A 16121-nucleotide genomic window follows, 5' to 3' on the forward strand; every position below is an offset into this window, starting at 1 on the left:
TTTTGCCGCAATGAAGTTCACAGCTACCCAAATTGCCGGAATTCTCGGAGGGGAAATTGAAGGCAATCCCCAAATCATGGTTCATAAACTCTCCAAAATTGAGGAGGGAGTGGACGGTAGTCTTACGTTTCTCGCAAACCCAAAGTATACTTCGTACATCTACACGACCCAGGCATCGATTACCATTGTGAACAAGGATTTTGTCCCAGAACAGGAACTGACCACCACTTTGATCAAGGTGGATGATGCCTATAAGTCCTTTTCTAAATTGTTGGAATACTACAATCAGGTAAAAAATAATAAGGTTGGGATTGAAAAACCCTCCTTTGTTTCAGATTCTGCCAAATTTGGGGAAGCGTTTTATTTGGGTGCATTTTCGTATTTGGGCGATAATGTGGAAATCGGGAACAATGTAAAGGTTTATCCCAACGTATATATTGGGGACAACGTAACCATAGGCAACGACTGCGTCATTTTTGCAGGAGCCAAAATTTATTCGGAATCGATCATTGGCAATGACTGTGTGATCCATAGTGGGGCGATTATCGGTGCCGATGGTTTTGGATTTACGCCCAATACCAATGGTGAGTACAGCAAAGTACCGCAAACCGGTAATGTTATTTTGGAGGACAATGTTGATGTTGGTGCCGGAACCACCATAGATAGGGCCACCTTGGGATCGACCGTCCTCAGGAAAGGGGTAAAACTGGATAATCAGATACAGATAGCCCACAATGTTGAAATTGGGGAACATACCGCCATTGCGGCCCAAACGGGAATTGCGGGGTCGACCAAAATTGGCAAGCATTGCCTTATTGGTGGCCAGGTGGGAATTGTTGGGCATATCACCATTGGGGACAGGGTAAAAATTCAGGCACAGTCCGGTATAGGAAGAAATATCAAGGATGATGAAGTACTGCAGGGTTCTCCTGCATTGAACTATGGGGATTATAACAAATCCTATGTTCATTTTAAGAACTTACCAAAGATCATCAATCAAGTTAACGAACTGGAAAAGAAATTCAACCATGAAAGCCAACAGCACTAAGCAAAAAACCATTGCTAAGTCAGTTACTTTAAAAGGTGTAGGTCTGCATACGGGAGAGGATGTGACCATGACCTTTGTCCCTGCAAAGGAAAATCACGGTTTTGCTTTTAAAAGGGCGGACTTGGAAGGTGAGCCGGTCATAGAAGCCAATGCTTCTTATGTGATCAACACCCAACGGGGGACCAATTTGGAGAAGAACGGGGTAAAAATCCAAACCTCGGAACATGTTTTGGCCGCTTTGGTCGGGATGGACATCGATAATGTACTTATTGAACTGGACGCCCCAGAACCTCCCATTATGGATGGATCTTCCCGTTTTTTTGTGGAAGCCCTGGAAGAAGCCGGAATTGTGGAACAGGAAGGTGATCGGGATGAATATGTGGTAAAGGACGTTATCTCTTATAAAGACGAAGCCACAAATAGTGAGATTACCATAATCCCCGCCGAGGAATATCAGGTAACCACTATGGTGGATTTTGGCACCAAAGTCCTGGGGACACAAAACGCCACTCTGGAGCATATGTCGGATTTCAAATCCGAGATTGCCAGTGCCAGAACCTTTAGTTTTTTGCACGAACTGGAAATGCTGTTGGAGCATGGCCTGATAAAAGGAGGCGATTTGAACAATGCCATTGTGTATGTGGACAAGGAAATTTCCGAATCCACCATGAAGAAATTGGAAAAGGCATTTGACAAGAAAAAACTCTCCGTAAAACCCAATGGGATATTGGATAACCTTACGCTGCACCAACCCAATGAAGCGGCCAGGCACAAGCTTTTGGATGTCGTAGGGGATTTGGCCTTGACGGGCACGCGGATACGGGGAAAGGTCATTGCCAATAAACCGGGGCATTTTGTGAATACCCAATTTGCCAAAAAGCTTCAAAAAATTATAAAGCAGGAACGTAGAAATTATGTTCCCGATGTGGATTTGCATGCGCCCCCCGTAAAGGACATCAACCAAATTATGGAAATGCTTCCCCATCGTCCTCCTTTTTTATTGGTCGATAAAATTTTGGAACTGTCGGAGGAGCATGTCATTGGCATGAAGAACGTGACCATGAACGAACCGTTTTTTGTGGGGCATTTTCCCGGAGCTCCCGTGATGCCCGGAGTACTTCAGATTGAGGCTATGGCACAGACCGGAGGAATATTGGTACTGAGTACGGTCCCCGATCCGGAAAATTACCTCACCTATCTTTTAAAAATTGACAATGTTAGGTACAAACATCAGGTGGTTCCAGGAGATACGCTAATATTCAAATTGGACCTATTGTCCCCAATAAGACGGGGGATATGTCAGATGCAGGCACGAGCGTACGCAAACGGTAAATTGGTTTCCGAAGCGGAAATAATGGCACAAATAACAAAAGTAAAAGGAAATTAGCATGAACCAACCTTTGGCATATGTCCACCCGGGAGCCAAAATCGCAAAAAATGTGGTCATTGAACCATTTACTACCATCCATAATAACGTAACCATTGGTCAGGGTACCTGGATTGGTTCCAATGTGACCATCATGGAAGGCGCACGAATCGGGAAAAACTGTAATATTTATCCCGGAGCCGTGATTTCGGCCATACCACAGGATCTAAAATACAAAGGCGAGGAAACCACTGTCCATATTGGGGATAATACCACCATTAGGGAATGTGCTACCATCAATAAAGGAACTTCAGATCGTATGAAAACGGTCATTGGCAACAATTGCCTAATCATGGCCTATTGCCATGTGGCCCATGACTGTTTGGTGGGCAACGGTTGTATTTTCAGTAATAATTCAACATTGGCCGGTCATGTCACGGTAGGTGAAAATGTTGTATTAGCTGGGATGGTGGCCGTACACCAATTTGTATCCGTAGGAAGGCATGCCTTTGTAACCGGAGGGTCATTGGTGCGGAAAGATGTTCCCCCGTTCGTAAAAGCGGCCCGTGAACCACTTTCCTATGTTGGGATCAATTCCGTTGGATTAAGACGGAGGGGTTTCGAATCCCACAAGATTCGGGAAATCCAAAATATTTACAGAATACTGTATCAAAATAATTACAACAATTCCCAAGCGGCGGAAATCATAGAGGCCGAGATGGAAGCTACCCCGGAAAGGGATGAAATACTTCAGTTTATTAGGGACTCCCAGCGAGGGATAATGAAAGGTTATTTTAGCAACAACTAATTATGGCAAATACTTCGGATATTAGAAAAGGATTGTGCATCAAGTACAATAATGATATTTACAAAATTGTTGAATTCCTTCATGTGAAACCTGGAAAAGGACCAGCTTTTGTACGTACCAAATTAAAAAGTGTTACTACGGGAAAGGTCATCGATAACACGTTTTCCTCAGGGCATAAAATTGAGGATGTACGAGTGGAGACCCGTTCCTATCAATATTTATATGCGGAGGGGGATACCTTCCATTTTATGAATACGGATGATTACAATCAGATTGCACTACAGAAAGATGCCCTGGATTCACCAGACTTGATGAAAGAAGGACAGGTAGTGACCATAATCTTCAATACGGAGGACCAGATGCCCTTATCGGTTGAAATGCCGGCAAGCGTGATATTGGAAGTAACCCATACCGAACCCGGTGTAAAGGGAAACACAGCGACCAATGCAACCAAACCCGCAACCATGGAGACGGGAGCAAGGATCAATGTTCCGCTTTTCATCAATGAAGGTGACAGGATAAAAATAGATACGGCAACGGCCTCCTATCAAGAAAGGGCCAAGGAATAAATAGTAGCGATGAAGTTTGCCAGGCCATACTCCTTAAGCGAAATTGCCGAACTCATAGGAGCTGAATTTGTAGGTGCACCGGATTTTGAGGTGCTGGGAATGAATGAAATCCATGTGGTTGAAGCCGGGGACATCGTATTCGTGGACCATCCAAAATACTACCAAAAAGCTTTGGATTCCGCCGCAACTACCGTATTGATCAATAAAAAAGTGGATTGTCCCGAAGGCAAATCCCTATTGATTTCTGATGACCCATTTCGGGATTTCAATAAATTAACGACACATTTCAAACCCTTCCAACCTGCTTCGCAGACTATCGCTGAATCCGCTACCATTGGGAAGAACACCATAATTCAACCTAACGTATTCATTGGAAACAATGTAAGGATTGGGGAAAATTGCCTAATTCATGCAAATGTGACCATCAATGATAATTGCATTATAGGCAACAATGTGATTATACATTCAGGAACGGTCCTTGGGGGAGATGCTTTTTACTACAACAAGCGAGATGAAAAATGGGATAAGTTTTTGTCAGTAGGCAGGGTACTGATTGAAGATGAGGTTGAGATTGGTGCTGGTTGTACCATTGATAGGGGTGTTACCGGTGATACAACAATAAAAGAGGGAAGCAAATTGGATAACCAAATCCAAGTAGGACACGATACGGTCATTGGTAAAAAATGTCTCATTGCCTCACAATGTGGTATTGCCGGCTGTGTGGTCATTGAAGATGAGGTCACCCTTTGGGGACAGGTAGGCGTGACCAGTGGGATTACTATTGGAAAAAAGGCCGTGGTCCTTGCCCAGACAGGTATCGCAAAATCCTTGAAAGGTGGAAAAACCTATTTTGGAAGTCCTGCAGAAGAAGCCCGGGAAAAGTTGAAGCAAATGGCAAGCGTAAAACAGATTCCGAGCATATTGGAAAAAGTAAAGAACATTTAAGGAACGGACTTTATTTTTCATTGATGATATCCTATTTTTGTCGAACTTTTTAAAAAAGATATAATGAGTGTATTGGTCAATAAGGACTCAAAAATAATTGTACAGGGTTTTACCGGAAGTGAAGGAACCTTTCACGCGGAACAAATGATAGCTTACGGAACCAATGTTGTTGGTGGGGTCACCCCGGGTAAGGGCGGACAGGAACATTTGGGGAAACCCGTGTTCAATACGGTAGCGGATGCTGTTGAAAAGGTTGGGGCCGATACATCGATCATCTTTGTGCCACCTGCCTTTGCCGCAGATGCCATTATGGAGGCCGCTAATGCAGGGATCAAAGTGATCATAACGATAACGGAAGGTATTCCGGTGGCCGATATGGTAAAAGCAAACGATTATATCAAGGACTTGGATTGCACGTTGATAGGACCCAATTGTCCAGGTGTGATCACCCCTGGTGAGGCCAAAGTTGGGATCATGCCCGGTTTTGTCTTTAAGGAAGGCAATGTAGGCATCGTTTCCAAATCCGGAACATTGACCTATGAAGCCGCAGATCAAGTGGTTCGCCAAGGTTTGGGAATAACCACGGCCATTGGAATTGGGGGAGATCCCATCATCGGAACTACTACAAAAGAAGCGGTTGAACTTTTGATCAATGACCCAGATACCCATTGTGTGGTCATGATCGGGGAAATTGGGGGACAATTGGAAGCCGATGCCGCCAATTGGTATAAGGCAAGTGGCAGTAAAAAACCTATAGTCGGATTTATTGCGGGAGAAACCGCGCCTGCCGGTCGTACCATGGGCCATGCCGGCGCCATTGTCGGAGGTAGTGATGACACGGCACAGGCGAAAAAGCGTATTATGCGGGAATGTGGAATCCATGTGGTGGATTCTCCAGCCAAAATAGGCATCACCGTAAAACAGGTGATGGCGTAGGGCAATCCGTTAAAACAATACTAAATCCCGGCCTGCTCGGGATTTTTTTATGGGCCAATACCCTCACAAATCCTATATTTGAATTTTACCAACCTTAATTAAAACCTATGAAACTTTTAGACGATAAGAATGTAATCATTACCGGGGCCAGCAGGGGCATAGGCAAAGGAATTGCGGAAGTATTTGCACGTCATGGAGCCAATGTGGCGTTTACCTATAGTTCCAGTGAAGGCCCTGCCCTGGAATTGGAAAAGGAGCTTAATTCCTTGGGAGTGAAGGCCAAAGCCTATAAAAGCAACGCTGCCAGTTTTGAGGAAGCGGAGCAATTGGTAGCTTCGGTATTGCAGGATTTTGACGGAATAGATGTATTGATCAACAATGCCGGAATCACAAAGGACAACTTGTTGATGCGTATGGGGGAAGAAGATTTTGACAAGGTAATTGAGGTCAACTTGAAGTCCGTTTTCAATATGACCAAAGCCGTGCAACGTACACTTTTAAAGCAAAGGTCCGGTTCCATCATCAATATGAGCAGTGTTGTGGGCGTTAAGGGAAATGCGGGTCAAACCAATTATGCGGCTTCCAAGGCCGGAATGATTGGTTTCACAAAATCAGTTGCCCTGGAATTGGGCTCCCGAAATATTCGATGCAATGCAATCGCTCCAGGTTTTATTGAAACCGAAATGACCGACAAGTTGGATGAAAAAACCGTTCAAGGCTGGCGGGATGCCATTCCCTTGAAAAGGGGAGGCTCACCGGAGGATGTTGCCAATGCTTGTTTGTTCCTGGCCTCTGACCTTTCTGCTTATGTAACGGGTCAGGTCTTGAACGTAGACGGTGGTATGCTGACTTAACGTAAACCTTTTTATGCAGACCCAGACCATAGTATTGATGCTGATAGCCTTTCTTGTGGCGCTGGGTATTGCAGTTTTCCACTACCGGGACTATACGGGTGGGGCAACCAAAAAAATCCTTTTGGTAGGGCTTCGTTTTGTAATGCTGTTCTCGGGATTTTTGTTACTCATCAACCCGGAATTTATCAAGAACAGCTATCGTTTGGAAAAGTCCAATCTGGTGCTTTTGGTGGATGGGTCCTCCTCCATTTCCAACCTTGGACAGTCTGGGGTGGTTATGGATTTGGTCAATCAATTTTCCCAGGATGAAGGATTGCAGGAAAAGTTCTCCATCCGACCATATGCTTTTTCAAAAGAGGTAAAACCCCTGGACAGCCTGGATTTCGCCGGAAAAAGGACGGACATTTCAAATGGACTGGCAACCCTGAAAGAGACCTTTGCCAGCGGAAATAATGCGGTAATCCTGGTCTCCGACGGAAACCAGACCTATGGAAGGGATTATGAGTATCTGGATTTAGGAAATCAAGTACAACTCCATACCATAGTTGTTGGGGATACCACGTCCTATCAAGACATTGGAGTGGGGTTGGTGAACCTGAACAAATATGCCTTCTTGGATAACCAATTCCCATTGGAGGCCCAGCTTGTGTATTCAGGGGAATCCACGGTCGGGACCACTGTCAAAATCACGATGGATGGCCGTGTTGTCCACAGGGAGTCCTTGCAGTTTTCCAAAAATGAGCGCTCCCATGACATCAACATACTCCTAAAAGCGCAGTCAACGGGCATCAAAACCATTGAAGTGGCCCTGTCCGCCTTGGAAAACGAAAAGAATGTCCTGAACAACGTAAAGCGTACCACTATAGAGATCATTGATGAAAAAACGGTAGTTGGTATCGTATCTTCTTTTAAGCATCCGGATATTGGGGCATTAAAAAAAGCCATCGAATCCAATGAACAACGGCAGGTGGTCATCATGGCCCCCAATACACCCGTGGAAAGGTTGGAAGCCATTGATGTTTTTGTCCTTTACCAACCCAATGCCTCCTTTCGAAGCATCTATGATTTTATCAAACAGCGGGGAGGGGGCGTTTTTACGATTACGGGCCCCGAAACGGATTGGAGCTTTTTAAACACCAAATTGGAAGGTTTTACCATGGAAGCATTTGGTCAGGGCGAGGAAATCCTTCCGTTCAAAAATGCCGCTTTTGAGGTATTTGATATTTCCAATTTTCTGATGGATGGATTTCCACCTTTGGAAGGGGAATTGGGGGAATTGCGATTCAACACGGAACCCAGTATAATCGCCTACCAACAGATACGTAGGGTGAATCTGGAGGAACCGTTATGGTTTATCCTTCCCGATGGCGGTAAACAGGCATTTCTTTTGGGTGCCAACATTTGGAAGTGGCGGTTGCGTACGTACAGGAACGAAAAGGATTTTTCAGGCTTTGATGAACTCATGGGAAAACTCATATTCTACCTTTCCAGCTCGGGGAAAAGGGAACGATTGCAGTTGGATTTTGAAACGACCTATGAAAACGCTTCGGAAACCTTGATTAAAGCGTCCTTTTTTGACAATACCTATAGCTTTGATGAAAATGCCAGTCTCAATTTAAATCTGAAAAGTAATGATGGACTGGTCCGGGATATTCCCATGCTTTTAAAAGGAAATCAATTTCAGGCAGACTTGAGCGACTTGGAAGAAGGGGAGTATAGCTTTACGGTTACGGAAACCAGGGAACGTATTTCCAAATCGGGGCAGTTTACAATTTTGGATTTTGATTTGGAAAAGCAATTCTTAAATGCCAATCATTTAAAGCTAAGAAGATTGGCAGAAAACAATTCCGGAAACTTGTATTACCCTTCCCAGGTTTCTGGGCTTATAACAGATTTATTGAACGAAAATCAATTTCTTCCAGTTCAAAAAAGCACAAAGAATGTAGTATCTTTAATAGATTTTAGCATAGTGTTGGGCATCATGGTTTTGGCCCTTGCCCTGGAATGGTTTATTAGAAAATATAACGGATTATTATAAAAGAATAGGACTTATGGATAGATTACCAAAAATTGCATTGCCCACCGTGGTGGTCATAATTTTAGTGTTCATTTTAATTTCCAAATCGGCCATAAACATTGGTGCCGGTGAAGCAGGAGTGCTTTGGAAACGTTTTAGCGGTGGTGTGGTTACTGACCAACCTCCCTTGGGAGAAGGCTTTCATTTGGTGGCCCCTTGGAACAGGGTATACATATACGAAGTAAGAAGACAGGAGGTATTTGAGAAAATGAAGGTGCTTTCCTCCAATGGTTTGGATATTCAATTGGATGCCTCGGCATGGTATATGCCCAAATATGGGGAATTGGGCCAGCTTCACCAACAAATAGGCGAAGGGTATCTGGATAGGATTTTGCTGCCTACCATCCGATCTGCAGCACGTTCGGTAGTGGGGCGTTATACCCCTGAGCAGTTGTATTCCAGTAAAAGGGATGCCATTCAGGCTGAAATTTTCGAAGAAACCAAGAAAATCGTTGAAGGCCAACATATTGTTCTCGATGAAATCTTGGTGCGCGATGTTACCCTCCCCCCAACCATTAAGGAGGCGATTGAACGTAAATTGAAACAGGAACAGGAATCCTTGGAATACGAATTTCGACTGGTTACCGCCGAGAAGGAAGCCGAACGTCAGCGTATAGAGGCGCAGGGTAAGGCCGATGCGAACAAGATTTTGAGCGCATCGCTTACGGACAAGATTTTGCAGGACAAGGGCATAGAGGCCACTTTAAAGTTATCTCAATCCCCAAATGCCAAAGTAGTGGTGGTTGGTTCAGGAGATGACGGCCTCCCCTTGATTTTGGGAAATAACTAATAATTTCTTTTTTGTGTAGAAATTAAATTTTACCTTCGTCAACGAAATGAGAAACAAATTTACACACCATCATATCGATAGCATCGCTCAGGCGAGGTAACGATATTTTGTGTAAATCAAAATAACCTGACCCGTTTGAGTAATCAAGCGGGTTTTTTTATTCCCACGACAGTGGGTAACTGTTGAAATAAGTTGTAATGTTAAATTAGATTCCTGCCTACCCTTCGACTACCTGCCCGCTCTTGGCATTCAGGTGGGCGCTCAGGGTGACGGGCAGGAAAGACAAGAAGTTATGAACCTAAGGATCGCAATTCAAAAAAGTGGCAGGCTCAACGAAGACTCCCTTAAGATTTTAAAGGAATGCGGGATTTCCATTGACAATGGTAAGGACCAGCTAAAGGCCAGTGCCAGGAATTTCCCCATGGACGTTTTTTATTTACGCAATGGCGATATTCCACAGTATTTAAAGGATGGTGTGGTGGACATTGCCGTTATAGGCGAAAATGTGCTTTTTGAAAAAGGGGAGGGGATAGAGGTCGCGGAAAAACTCGGTTTTTCAAAATGCAAGGTTTCCATGGCCATTCCAAAGAACAATGCTTACAGTAACTACAAGGACTTTGAGGGCAAACGTATCGCCACCTCATATCCCCATACGGTACAAAAGTTTTTGGAGGGTTGGGGAATAACGGCAGACATCCATCTGATCAATGGTTCCGTGGAAATAGCCCCCAATATTGGCCTGGCCGATGTGATATGCGATATTGTATCCAGCGGCAGCACCTTGTTCAAGAACAATTTAAAGGAGGTCGAAGTGCTGTTAAAGAGCGAGGCGGTTTTGGCCGTTTCCCCAAAAATAGATCAGGAGCGAAGGCAAATCCTGGATAAACTTAGGTTTAGGATCCGATCTGTGCTGCAGGCAAGAAAAAACCGTTATGTCCTGATGAACGTACCCAACACCAGTCTTGATGCAATATTGAAAATTTTACCGGGGATGCGCAGCCCTACGGTATTGCCCCTGGCGGACGAGGGCTGGAGTTCCGTACATACGGTAATCAACAAAGACAAATTTTGGGAGGTAATCGATGAATTGAGGTTGGCGGGTGCCGAAGGTATTTTGGTCTGCCCAATTGAAAAAATGGTGTTATAAGCCCCTCCCGACCTCCGGTGTAGTGTCGGTGATTAAAAGGAGGAAATGAAAGAACAAAATTCCCATTTGAGGGAAGTTAAGGAGGCATATGAAAAAGTATAAAAATCCGAAGCGAACGGAATGGGCAGAAATTCTGGCAAGGCCCACACAATCTTTTGATGCCATTGAACCCATTGTGGCCGAGGTATTTAAAGAAGTGTCCCAGAATGGGGATAAGGCCATAAAAGCGTTTACCAAAAAATTTGATGGGGTGGAACTATCCCATTTTACGGTCAGCCAAACAGAAATGGCCGCAGCAGATGCCAGCGTTTCCAAAGAATTGAAAGCGGCCATCCAGATCGCCAAATCAAATATCGAATCATTCCACCGGGCACAGAAAACAACGGAGGTTGTTTTGGAAACCATGCCTGGGGTAAAATGTTGGCAGGAAAAACGGCCCATTCAAAAAGTGGGACTATATATCCCTGGTGGTACGGCCCCTTTGTTTTCAACAATTTTGATGTTGGCCATTCCTGCAAAGTTGGCAGGGTGTGAAGAGATTGTTCTGTGCAGCCCTCCGGATGAAAACGGCAATCTGGATGCTACCATTGTTTACACGGCCCAACTGTGCGGGGTTACGCGAATTTTTAAAATTGGAGGTATCCAGGCCATAGCGGGAATGACGTATGGAACCGATACCATTCCCAAGGTGTACAAGCTTTTTGGCCCAGGAAACCAATATGTAACCGTTGCGAAACAGTACGCCACTAAACTGGGCGTTGCCATTGACATGCCCGCAGGTCCAAGTGAATTGTTGGTGGTAGCGGACGAAACTGCCAATGCAGCATTTGTTGCTTCCGATCTGTTGAGTCAGGCTGAACATGGGGTGGATAGTCAGGTTGTTTTGGTTTCCACATCAGCGCCTTTTATGGAGCAGGTGGAAATAGAAATTGAAAGACAAATTCAGGAACTTCCCCGAAAGGATATTGCAAAAAAAGCCATTGAAAACAGTCGGTTGATCTATGTTGAAGATGACAAGACGGCCTTGGAACTCATTAATGCCTATGGCCCGGAACACTATATTGTCTGTGTTGAAAACGAGGATTTTTATATCGATAATACGATGAATGCTGGTTCAGTGTTCATCGGAAACTATACACCCGAAAGCGCCGGGGACTATGCCTCGGGAACCAATCATACGCTCCCTACCAATGGCTATGCCAAACAATATAGCGGAGTAAATTTGGATAGCTTTATGAAAAGCATGACGTTTCAAAAAATATCCAAAGAGGGAATTCAAAATATTGGAAGGAGTGTGGAATTGATGGCTGAGGCCGAAGGTTTACAGGCCCATAAAAACGCGGTAACCCTTAGATTGAAAGAACTAAAAAACTAACGGCATTTCAAACGGAGTCGCGAAATCTAAATATGAAGAAGTTTAAACTGGATAGTTTGGTACGGGAAAACGTAAAGCGGTTAAAACCCTATTCATCGGCCCGTGATGAGTTTAAGGATTTTGATAGGGACATGGTATTTTTGGATGCCAATGAAAACCCTTTTGAAAATGGGGTGAACCGCTATCCCGATCCACATCAGCGCAGCCTAAAATCAGTTTTGGCGGAACAAAAAGGGGTACAAACCGCCCAGATACTATTGGGCAATGGCAGCGATGAGGTCCTGGATTTGATTTTTAGGGCATTTTGTGAACCCCATAAAGATAATGTGATCACCCTGCCGCCTACCTACGGTATGTACAAAGTATTGGCAGAAACCAATGCCGTGGAAAACAGGGAAGTATTGCTCTGGGAGGACTTTCAGCCCGTGGTGGAACATATCTTACAACGATCGGACGACCATACCAAATTGTTGTTTTTATGCTCGCCCAACAATCCTACGGGAAATGGCTTTGATCCCGAAAAAGTAGAGGAACTTATCATAAAATTCAATGGCTTGGTGATCATTGATGAAGCCTATATTGATTTTTCCGGCAAAGAGGGCTGGTTATCGCGACTTGGGGAATTTCCAAACCTCATTATTACCCAAACCTTGTCCAAAGCCTATGGGATGGCCGGTGTCCGTTTGGGTATTTGCTACGCTTCAGAAGCTATCATTACGATTCTAAAAAAAATAAAACCGCCCTATAACGTCAACCAATTGACACAACAACGGGCGTTGGAGCGGGTAGCACAACCCAATAGGGTACAACAGGAGGTGGCCCGTATTTTAAGGGAACGGGATAATTTGATTAGGGCCCTTGGGCAAATCCCTTTTGTACAAAAAATATATCCAACGGATGCCAATTTTGTATTGGTACGGGTGGACAAGGCCGATTTGCGCTACCAACAGTTGGTTTCGCATGGGGTAGTGGTGCGCAATAGAAGTTCGCAACCCCTTTGTGACAATACCCTTAGGTTTACCATTGGCACGGAACAGGAAAATAAAAAATTGATTGAAGTACTAAGAACGATTTAGAATGGGAAAACGAATTTTGTTTATTGATAGGGACGGAACCTTGGCCAAAGAACCAGATGATGAACAATTGGATGCCTTTGGGAAGTTGGAGTTTTACCCCAAGATGTTCACGTATTTGGGCAAAATTGCCAAAGAGTTGGATTTTGAACTGGTTATGGTCACCAACCAAGATGGTTTGGGTACGGAAACCTTCCCGGAAGAAACATTTTGGCCGGTCCATAATTTTATGATGCAGTCCCTCGCGAATGAAGGGATTCGGTTTTCAAAAGTTCTGATAGACCGGGCTTTTGCCAAGGACAATGCCCCCACAAGAAAACCCAACACCGGGTTACTGGAAGGGTTTCTGACAGAAGAATACGACCTTCCAAACTCATTTGTAATTGGGGACCGACTTACGGATATGGAATTGGCGAAGAATTTGGGGGCCAGAGGCATTTTCATCAATGACGAAACGCGCCTAGGACTGGATGAAATCATCGTTTCCAAGACAGACCTTTCTGACTATATCGCGCTGGAGACCAATGACTGGGAAGCGATTTATGGGTTTTTAAAATTGTCAAATCGTATCGGAAAAATCCAGAGAAAGACCAAGGAAACCGATGTCCGGATTGAACTTGATTTGGATGGAAAAGGGAAGGCGAACATCGATACGGGCCTTAAATTTTTTGACCATATGTTGGATCAATTGGCAAGACACGGTCAGATGGATTTGACCATTAAAATGAATGGTGATCTGGAAGTGGATGAACATCACACCATTGAAGACACGGGAATTGCACTAGGGGAGGTTTTTAGTATTGCCCTTGGTGATAAACTGGGAATTGAACGTTATGGATTTTGTTTGCCCATGGATGATTGCTTGGCACAAGTAGCCATCGATTTTGGCGGTAGGAACTGGTTGGTTTGGGAAGCTGAATTCAAACGCGAAATGGTTGGTGATATGCCTACGGAGATGTTCCATCATTTTTTTAAATCCTTTAGTGATGGTGCCAAGGCCAATTTGAACATCAAGGCTGAGGGAACCAATGAACACCATAAGATAGAAGCGATTTTCAAGGCCTTTGCCAAGGCCATCAAAATGGCGGTGAAAAGGGATGTGGAAAAAATGGTTTTACCTTCCACAAAGGGAATAATTTAAAGTACAAGGTTAAAAGTTAAAGGTGCAAGATTTAATAGGTAGAACCAAAATATTTGCGGTGAACTGTTTTCGCTTTTGCCGTTCGGTGCCTCAATCAAGGGAACTTGATGCCTGGGTTCGACAACTGATTCGCTCTTCGAGTTCTGTAGGTGCCAACTATCGTGCTTCGCAGCGGGCAAAAAGTACAGCAGATTTCATCAATAAGCTCAAAATTGTTGAAGAAGAAGTTGATGAAACTGCTTATTGGCTTGAACTTTTTATGGAGGTAAATGAAAATGACCTTGAAACTATCCAGCAATTGCATAAGGAAGCTAAAGAGCTATTGGCAATTGTTGTGGCCTAAATTAAAAGGGCAAGGATGAATAAAAAATAATGTTTGATGAACTGTTTTGGGAAATCCATACCTTCTATATTATACTTGGTACTTTTAACCATTAACCATTAACCATTAACCATTAACCATTTAACCATTAACCATTTAACCTTTAACCATTTAACCATTAACCATTTAACCTTTAACCATTTAACCATTAACCATTTAACCATTAACCATTTAACCTTTAACCTGTTTTAATGAATCTGATCATTATCGATTACGGTGCCGGAAATATCCAAAGCATAAAATTTGCCTTTCAACGGCTGGGTGTTGAGGCTACATTGAGCAACGATGCTGAAACCATAAGTAAGGCGGATAAAGTCATTTTTCCTGGTGTAGGTGAAGCAAGCAGTGCCGTGGGCAAGCTTTGGGAAAGTGGATTACATGATTTGATCCCCGATTTGACCCAACCGGTTCTGGGCATATGTTTGGGCATGCAATTGATGTGCAATTCATCAGAAGAAGGCAATACCAAAGGATTGGAAATTTTCGATACAGATGTTGTAAAATTCAATTCTGGCCTTAAGGTACCCCAAATCGGCTGGAACAAGATTGAAAACCTTAAAGGAGAACTGTTCAATGGTTTGAACAATGACTTTATTTACCTGGTGCATAGTTTTTATGCCCCTAAGACGAATGAAGCTATCGCTACGAGTACGTATGGTCTGGAATATAGCGCTGCCCTCCAGAAGGACAATTTCTATGGCGTTCAATTTCACCCGGAAAAGTCGGGCGAATACGGTTCCAAAATCCTTCAAAACTTTTTGAATCTCTAATGGAACAAGTACTTGAAATAACAACGGATAAAAACAGGATCAATCTGGAATTTGTCCATTCGTATCTATCCAATACGTCCTATTGGGCCAAAGGGCGTTCCCTGGAGGATGTGAGGCTGTCCATTGCGAACTCTTTATGTTTTAGCTTGTTTTGCAAAACATCAAATAGTCAAATCGGTTTTGCAAGGGTTGCCACGGATTATGTTGTTTTTGCTTGGATAATGGATGTGTTTGTTGCTGATGAATTTAAAGGTAAAGGCTATGGAAAAATGTTGGTAAATCAGATATTGAACCATCCAGATTTACAAAATGTCAATGGTTTTGGTTTACGCACAAGTGATGCGCATGGTTTGTATCGTCAATTTGGCTTCACTAAAATTCCTGACCCCGAAACTTGGATGTTTAAAAAGAACAAAAACATAAATAGGAAGTACTAAATAGGAAATCTGAAATAATTGAAGATGAGTAACGAACTTAAAAATAGAACAAAGAGATTTGCCATTGACTGTTGGCATCTTTGTACTAAAATCCCAAAGTCCCGCGAGTATGATTCCTATGCTGGACAACTTCTAAGAAGCTCAAGCTCGGTTGCCGCAAATTATCGCGCTGCTTTGCGTGGAAAATCTGATAAGGATTTTTTAAATAAACTGAGAATCGTAGAGGAGGAAGCTGATGAAAGTGTTTTCTGGTTAGAACTTTTTATTGAAATAGAGGATAAAAACCAAGAAGAATTACGTAACATTTTAAAAGAAGGTGAAGAACTTTTGAAAATAATGGTTGCTTCCATTAATACCGTCAAAAAACGAATGAACCAATGATTTCCGATTTCCAACTTCTAAT

At 43.5% G+C, this 16121-nt stretch carries 17 protein-coding genes; all 17 read left to right on the forward strand.

The features are described 5' to 3' along the window. Positions 1 to 10 precede the first annotated feature (10 nt). The 17 genes from lpxD to L0P88_RS21100 all read left to right on the forward strand — a co-directional run bounded on the left by lpxD (position 11) and on the right by L0P88_RS21100 (position 16099). Complete coding sequence (gene lpxD, locus L0P88_RS21020) at positions 11 to 1048, forward strand: UDP-3-O-(3-hydroxymyristoyl)glucosamine N-acyltransferase (protein ID WP_247131840.1); 1038 nt, start codon at positions 11 to 13, stop codon at positions 1046 to 1048. Continuing rightward, positions 1029 to 2435 (forward strand): bifunctional UDP-3-O-[3-hydroxymyristoyl] N-acetylglucosamine deacetylase/3-hydroxyacyl-ACP dehydratase, encoded by a 1407-nt coding sequence (locus L0P88_RS21025; protein WP_247131841.1) that lies wholly within the window; start codon positions 1029 to 1031, stop codon positions 2433 to 2435. Before lpxD ends, L0P88_RS21025 begins: the two co-directional genes overlap by 20 nt. A gap of 1 nt (position 2436) precedes the next feature. Continuing rightward, complete coding sequence (lpxA, locus tag L0P88_RS21030; RefSeq protein ID WP_247131842.1) at positions 2437 to 3222, forward strand: acyl-ACP--UDP-N-acetylglucosamine O-acyltransferase; 786 nt, start codon at positions 2437 to 2439, stop codon at positions 3220 to 3222. A 2-nt stretch (positions 3223 to 3224) separates the two neighbouring features. Further along, entirely contained in the window at positions 3225 to 3791 is a 567-nt protein-coding gene (efp, locus tag L0P88_RS21035; protein WP_247131843.1) for an elongation factor P, read from the forward strand. Between the two features lie 9 nt (positions 3792 to 3800). Further along, positions 3801 to 4736 (forward strand): UDP-3-O-(3-hydroxymyristoyl)glucosamine N-acyltransferase, encoded by a 936-nt coding sequence (locus L0P88_RS21040; protein WP_247131844.1) that lies wholly within the window; start codon positions 3801 to 3803, stop codon positions 4734 to 4736. 63 nt (positions 4737 to 4799) lie between these two features. Next, positions 4800 to 5672 (forward strand): succinate--CoA ligase subunit alpha, encoded by an 873-nt coding sequence (sucD, locus tag L0P88_RS21045; RefSeq protein WP_247131845.1) that lies wholly within the window; start codon positions 4800 to 4802, stop codon positions 5670 to 5672. A gap of 107 nt (positions 5673 to 5779) precedes the next feature. Continuing rightward, positions 5780 to 6526: a 3-oxoacyl-[acyl-carrier-protein] reductase gene (gene fabG, locus L0P88_RS21050; RefSeq protein ID WP_247131846.1), complete on the forward strand. Its 747-nt coding sequence runs from the start codon at positions 5780 to 5782 to the stop codon at positions 6524 to 6526. Between the two features lie 13 nt (positions 6527 to 6539). Next, positions 6540 to 8564 carry a VWA domain-containing protein gene (locus tag L0P88_RS21055; protein ID WP_247131847.1) on the forward strand — a complete coding sequence of 675 codons (2025 nt, stop codon included), beginning with the start codon at positions 6540 to 6542 and terminating at the stop codon, positions 8562 to 8564. Between the two features lie 13 nt (positions 8565 to 8577). After that, complete coding sequence (locus tag L0P88_RS21060) at positions 8578 to 9393, forward strand: prohibitin family protein (RefSeq protein WP_247131848.1); 816 nt, start codon at positions 8578 to 8580, stop codon at positions 9391 to 9393. Between the two features lie 292 nt (positions 9394 to 9685). Further along, on the forward strand, positions 9686 to 10540 hold the full coding sequence (gene hisG, locus L0P88_RS21065) for an ATP phosphoribosyltransferase (RefSeq protein WP_247131849.1): 855 nt from the start codon (positions 9686 to 9688) through the stop codon (positions 10538 to 10540). A gap of 88 nt (positions 10541 to 10628) precedes the next feature. Further along, positions 10629 to 11915: a histidinol dehydrogenase gene (gene hisD / locus L0P88_RS21070; protein WP_247131850.1), complete on the forward strand. Its 1287-nt coding sequence runs from the start codon at positions 10629 to 10631 to the stop codon at positions 11913 to 11915. A 32-nt stretch (positions 11916 to 11947) separates the two neighbouring features. Beyond that, a complete protein-coding gene (hisC, locus tag L0P88_RS21075) occupies positions 11948 to 12991 on the forward strand; it encodes a histidinol-phosphate transaminase (protein ID WP_247131851.1) in 1044 nt (347 codons plus the stop codon). A 1-nt stretch (position 12992) separates the two neighbouring features. Continuing rightward, the gene (gene hisB, locus L0P88_RS21080; protein ID WP_247131852.1) at positions 12993 to 14129 is read left to right on the forward strand and encodes a bifunctional histidinol-phosphatase/imidazoleglycerol-phosphate dehydratase HisB; all 1137 of its coding nucleotides are present in this window, start codon (positions 12993 to 12995) and stop codon (positions 14127 to 14129) included. 22 nt (positions 14130 to 14151) lie between these two features. Continuing rightward, entirely contained in the window at positions 14152 to 14472 is a 321-nt protein-coding gene (locus tag L0P88_RS21085; protein ID WP_247131853.1) for a four helix bundle protein, read from the forward strand. 230 nt (positions 14473 to 14702) lie between these two features. After that, positions 14703 to 15281, forward strand: a complete 579-nt coding sequence (gene hisH, locus L0P88_RS21090) for an imidazole glycerol phosphate synthase subunit HisH (RefSeq protein ID WP_247131854.1) — start codon at positions 14703 to 14705, stop codon at positions 15279 to 15281. Continuing rightward, positions 15281 to 15718, forward strand: a complete 438-nt coding sequence (locus L0P88_RS21095) for a GNAT family N-acetyltransferase (protein WP_247131855.1) — start codon at positions 15281 to 15283, stop codon at positions 15716 to 15718. The genes hisH and L0P88_RS21095 overlap by 1 nt, the downstream gene beginning before the upstream one ends. Positions 15719 to 15742: 24 nt before the next feature. Further along, positions 15743 to 16099, forward strand: coding sequence for a four helix bundle protein (locus L0P88_RS21100; protein WP_247131856.1), 357 nt, complete (start codon positions 15743 to 15745; stop codon positions 16097 to 16099). The last annotated feature ends 22 nt before the right edge of the window (positions 16100 to 16121 follow it).

The sequence above is a fragment of the Muricauda sp. SCSIO 64092 genome (genome assembly GCF_023016285.1).
In the GTDB taxonomy this organism is placed as follows: domain Bacteria; phylum Bacteroidota; class Bacteroidia; order Flavobacteriales; family Flavobacteriaceae; genus Croceivirga.

Coding starts and splice junctions, on each gene's coding strand:
- lpxD (WP_247131840.1), top strand. CDS start 11: ATGAAGTTCACAGCTACCCAAATTGCCGGAATTCTCGGAGGGGAAATT.
- L0P88_RS21025 (WP_247131841.1), top strand. CDS start 1,029: ATGAAAGCCAACAGCACTAAGCAAAAAACCATTGCTAAGTCAGTTACT.
- lpxA (WP_247131842.1), top strand. CDS start 2,437: ATGAACCAACCTTTGGCATATGTCCACCCGGGAGCCAAAATCGCAAAA.
- efp (WP_247131843.1), top strand. CDS start 3,225: ATGGCAAATACTTCGGATATTAGAAAAGGATTGTGCATCAAGTACAAT.
- L0P88_RS21040 (WP_247131844.1), top strand. CDS start 3,801: ATGAAGTTTGCCAGGCCATACTCCTTAAGCGAAATTGCCGAACTCATA.
- sucD (WP_247131845.1), top strand. CDS start 4,800: ATGAGTGTATTGGTCAATAAGGACTCAAAAATAATTGTACAGGGTTTT.
- fabG (WP_247131846.1), top strand. CDS start 5,780: ATGAAACTTTTAGACGATAAGAATGTAATCATTACCGGGGCCAGCAGG.
- L0P88_RS21055 (WP_247131847.1), top strand. CDS start 6,540: ATGCAGACCCAGACCATAGTATTGATGCTGATAGCCTTTCTTGTGGCG.
- L0P88_RS21060 (WP_247131848.1), top strand. CDS start 8,578: ATGGATAGATTACCAAAAATTGCATTGCCCACCGTGGTGGTCATAATT.
- hisG (WP_247131849.1), top strand. CDS start 9,686: ATGAACCTAAGGATCGCAATTCAAAAAAGTGGCAGGCTCAACGAAGAC.
- hisD (WP_247131850.1), top strand. CDS start 10,629: ATGAAAAAGTATAAAAATCCGAAGCGAACGGAATGGGCAGAAATTCTG.
- hisC (WP_247131851.1), top strand. CDS start 11,948: ATGAAGAAGTTTAAACTGGATAGTTTGGTACGGGAAAACGTAAAGCGG.
- hisB (WP_247131852.1), top strand. CDS start 12,993: ATGGGAAAACGAATTTTGTTTATTGATAGGGACGGAACCTTGGCCAAA.
- hisH (WP_247131854.1), top strand. CDS start 14,703: ATGAATCTGATCATTATCGATTACGGTGCCGGAAATATCCAAAGCATA.
- L0P88_RS21095 (WP_247131855.1), top strand. CDS start 15,281: ATGGAACAAGTACTTGAAATAACAACGGATAAAAACAGGATCAATCTG.
- L0P88_RS21100 (WP_247131856.1), top strand. CDS start 15,743: ATGAGTAACGAACTTAAAAATAGAACAAAGAGATTTGCCATTGACTGT.